At 70.9% G+C, this 2,970-nt stretch carries 5 protein-coding genes and 1 pseudogene; 4 read left to right on the top strand and 2 right to left on the bottom strand.

The features are described from left to right. Positions 1 to 87: 87 nt before the first annotated feature. Both ABT300_RS42710 and ABT300_RS42715 read right to left on the bottom strand, forming a co-directional pair. Positions 88 to 816 carry a lysophospholipid acyltransferase family protein gene (locus ABT300_RS42710; RefSeq protein ID WP_351688181.1) on the bottom strand — a complete coding sequence of 243 codons (729 nt, stop codon included), beginning with the start codon at positions 814 to 816 and terminating at the stop codon, positions 88 to 90. 187 nt (positions 817 to 1,003) lie between these two features. Beyond that, positions 1,004 to 1,420: a DUF4395 domain-containing protein gene (locus ABT300_RS42715; protein WP_351688184.1), complete on the bottom strand. Its 417-nt coding sequence runs from the start codon at positions 1,418 to 1,420 to the stop codon at positions 1,004 to 1,006. Positions 1,421 to 1,495: 75 nt separating this feature from the next. Here ABT300_RS42715 and ABT300_RS42720 point away from each other — a divergent pair, with 75 nt between their 5' ends. From ABT300_RS42720 to ABT300_RS42735, 4 genes and pseudogenes are all read left to right on the top strand, one after another. Then, entirely contained in the window at positions 1,496 to 1,909 is a 414-nt protein-coding gene (locus tag ABT300_RS42720) for a TlpA family protein disulfide reductase (RefSeq protein ID WP_351688187.1), read from the top strand. Between the two features lie 83 nt (positions 1,910 to 1,992). Then, positions 1,993 to 2,073 (top strand): putative leader peptide, encoded by an 81-nt coding sequence (locus tag ABT300_RS42725; protein WP_351688193.1) that lies wholly within the window; start codon positions 1,993 to 1,995, stop codon positions 2,071 to 2,073. A gap of 44 nt (positions 2,074 to 2,117) precedes the next feature. Beyond that, entirely contained in the window at positions 2,118 to 2,627 is a 510-nt protein-coding gene (locus ABT300_RS42730; RefSeq protein ID WP_351688190.1) for a flavin reductase family protein, read from the top strand. 218 nt (positions 2,628 to 2,845) lie between these two features. Further along, positions 2,846 to 2,970: pseudogene (locus ABT300_RS42735) on the top strand (electron transfer flavoprotein subunit beta); the annotation flags it as partial.

Genomic DNA, 2,970 nt, shown 5'->3' on the forward strand with positions numbered 1-2,970 from the left:
GCGCTCGCCGCCGCGCGCGGTCTGCTCCCCGGGAAACGCGTAGGCCCTCTCCGCGGAGAGGGCCTACGTCGTCACGAGGGGGAGGAGTCAGCTCGCCTCTGCGGCGCGCACCTGCTCCGCAGTGGGCGCGGTGCCGCCGAGGTGGGCCGGCATCCACCAGGTGTCGTTCGCGTCCTTGGGGCGCACCGGGTAGGCGCGCTGAGCGGCCTCCAGCAACTCCTGGACCCGCTCGCGCAGCTGACGCGTGAGGGCGCCCGCGTACTTGTCGCGGGGGGCCTCGACGGCCTCGCCGACGCGGATGGTGATCGGGGTGTGGCTGCGCTTGAAGTTGCGCGGGTGGCCCTTGGTCCACAGTCGCTGCGTGCCCCACAGGGCCACCGGGATCAGCGGGACCCCCGCCTCCTGGGCCATCCGGGCCGCGCCCGACTTGAAGCTCTTCAGCGTGAAGGACTGGGAGATGGTCGCCTCGGGGAAGACGCCCACGATCTCGCCGGAGCGCAGCGAGTCCAGCGCGTGCTGGTACGCCGTCTCGCCCTGGTTGCGGTCCACCGGGATGTGCTTCATGCCGCGCATCAGCGGGCCGGAGATCCGGTGGCGGAAGACGGACTCCTTCGCCATGAAGCGGACGAGGCGTTTCTGCGGGAGGGCGGCCAGACCGTCGAAGATGAAGTCGAGGTAGCTGATGTGGTTGCTCACCAGCACGGCTCCACCCGAGCGCGGGATGTTCTCCGACCCCTTGCAGTCGATCTTGAGGTCCCAGACCTTGAACAACGTCTGGGCGAGGCCGACGACGGGGCGGTAGACGAGCTCTGCCATGGGTGGGGCGGACCCTTCCTTCTCTTCGCCGAGGAGACGTCCGACGGCAAAGTTACGCTGCCGTAGGTTTGCGGCATCTCGCAGATCGTGCCCCAAGAACGGCCGGGGAGCCAGCCCTGGTGCCCCGGAACGGCGAGATCCTCGTCACGTCAACCCCTTTGATCCACCTCGGGCTTTTGGATGGTGTTTACTCCGCTCGCACCGCGACCCGCCGTGCGAGCAGGTACATCTCGCATCCGAGGCAGTACCCGAAAGCGGCATTGAGGAACGCGGCCGCCAGAGCCGCGCCGGTCGCGGCGAGACCGAGCCAGTGCGGTCCCAGGGCGAACCCGACCAGCCCGACGCAGGCGAACGCGAGTCCCACCGCCTGGGCGAACCGCGGCGGGTGCGGCGCCTCGAACTCCGTGGGCGGCCCGATCCGGGGGCGGACGGCCGTGCGGAACACCCAGCCGTAGGGCGACCGCCCCGGCCCGCCGCTCGCGCCGAGCGCGAACGCCAGCGTCTGCCAGGCCAGCAGCCAGACGTTCCCGGTGATCACGACGACCGCGAGCACCACGGTCGTCACGGCGGCCCCGAAGCGCGGGCCCCTCGCGTCGATGTCCATGAATCAAGCATTCCGCATGGGAGACGATTCCGGGGACCGGGAATCTTTGCAGTCCTGTGAACGCTGGAGCGACCGATGACCGGACTGGTGGTGTGCGTGGCGGTGCTCGCGGCGGCGAGCGCCTTCGGAGTGCTGCAGCGGCGGCGGAGCGGGAGGGTGCGGGTGCGCGGGCGCGACGACGGCAGACGGATCGGAGCGGACCGCCTCGGCGCGGAACTCGGCGAACGGGCCACGCTCGTACAGTTCTCCAGCGCGTTCTGCGCGCCCTGCCGGGCCACCCGGCGGATCCTGGGCGACGTGGCGGCGGCGGTGCCGGGGGTGGCCCACATCGAGATCGACGCCGAGGCGCGTCTCGACCTCGTGCGCGAGCTCGACATCCTCAAGACGCCGACGGTCCTGGTGCTCGACGCCGACGGCCGGATCGTCCGGCGGGCCGCCGGACAGCCCCGCAAGGCCGACGTCGTCGCCGCGCTGGGGGAAGCGGTGTGACCGTTTCGTGCGGGACCGTGAGGCATCTCCCAGATGCCGGTACGCACTTGACTGCGGCCGCCGTCCCTCGTCAGCCTGGCCCCATGCCTGAGGAACTCCTTCTCCACGGACGGCCCCACGTCGACCTGGGCCGTACCGCGAGCGCGTGCTGTCCCGCCCGTTGAGCATCCACGGACCCCGACGCCCCTCCCCGCAGAAGGACAACTCCATGACGGCCGTGCCCGGCCTCGACGCCCCCCGGCTCGCCTCGCCCGATCTCCTGCGCTCCGTCTTCCGGCGGCACGCGGCCGGAGTCGCCGTGATCACCGCGGCTGCGCCGGACGGTCCGGTGGGGTTCACCGCCACCTCCCTCAGCTCGGTGTCCGCCGAGCCCCCGATGCTCTCCTTCGGCATCGGCACCGGCGCCTCCAGCTGGCCGGCCGTCTCCCGCGCCCGGCATGTCGGCGTCCACATACTCGGCGAGCACCAGCAGGAACTCGCGGCCACCTTCGCCCGCAGCGGCGCGGACCGTTTCGGCCCGCCGACCGCGTGGCACGAGGGGCCGGAGGGCGTCCCGGTCCTCGACGGCGTGCTCGCGTGGCTGGTGTGCCGCGTCGTCACCCGGGTGCCCGCCGGCGACCACCGGATCGTGCTGGCCGAGGTGGCGCTGGGAGACCCGGAGGGGGCGGGCCGCCCGCTGCTGTACCACCAGGGGCGGTTCACGGCGCTGCGGGATTGATCACTGCCGAGGTCCGCTGCGAGGTCGTCGGGTTCCGGTTACGCTGCGTTGCGAAGGTCACAGTTCAAAGCGCTTGCTTAGCGGGAACGAACTGAGTGTACTGACGAGTAATATTTCGGTCGGGAGCGCAGGCCGCCCCAACCGGGATCGGCCGCTTGTGACGCCTATGCTGCCTGGAAGAAGGCAGCCGTAACTGACGATGCAGTAGGAGAGCCGGCGTGAGCTTGAGGATCGTTGTCACTGTGAAGTACGTGCCCGACGCCACTGGCGACCGGCACTTCGCCGATGACCTGACCGTCGACCGGGACGACGTGGACGGTCTGCTCTCCGAGCTCGACGAGTA

Source organism: Streptomyces sp. NPDC001027, assembly GCF_040299045.1.
GTDB lineage: Bacteria > Actinomycetota > Actinomycetes > Streptomycetales > Streptomycetaceae > Streptomyces.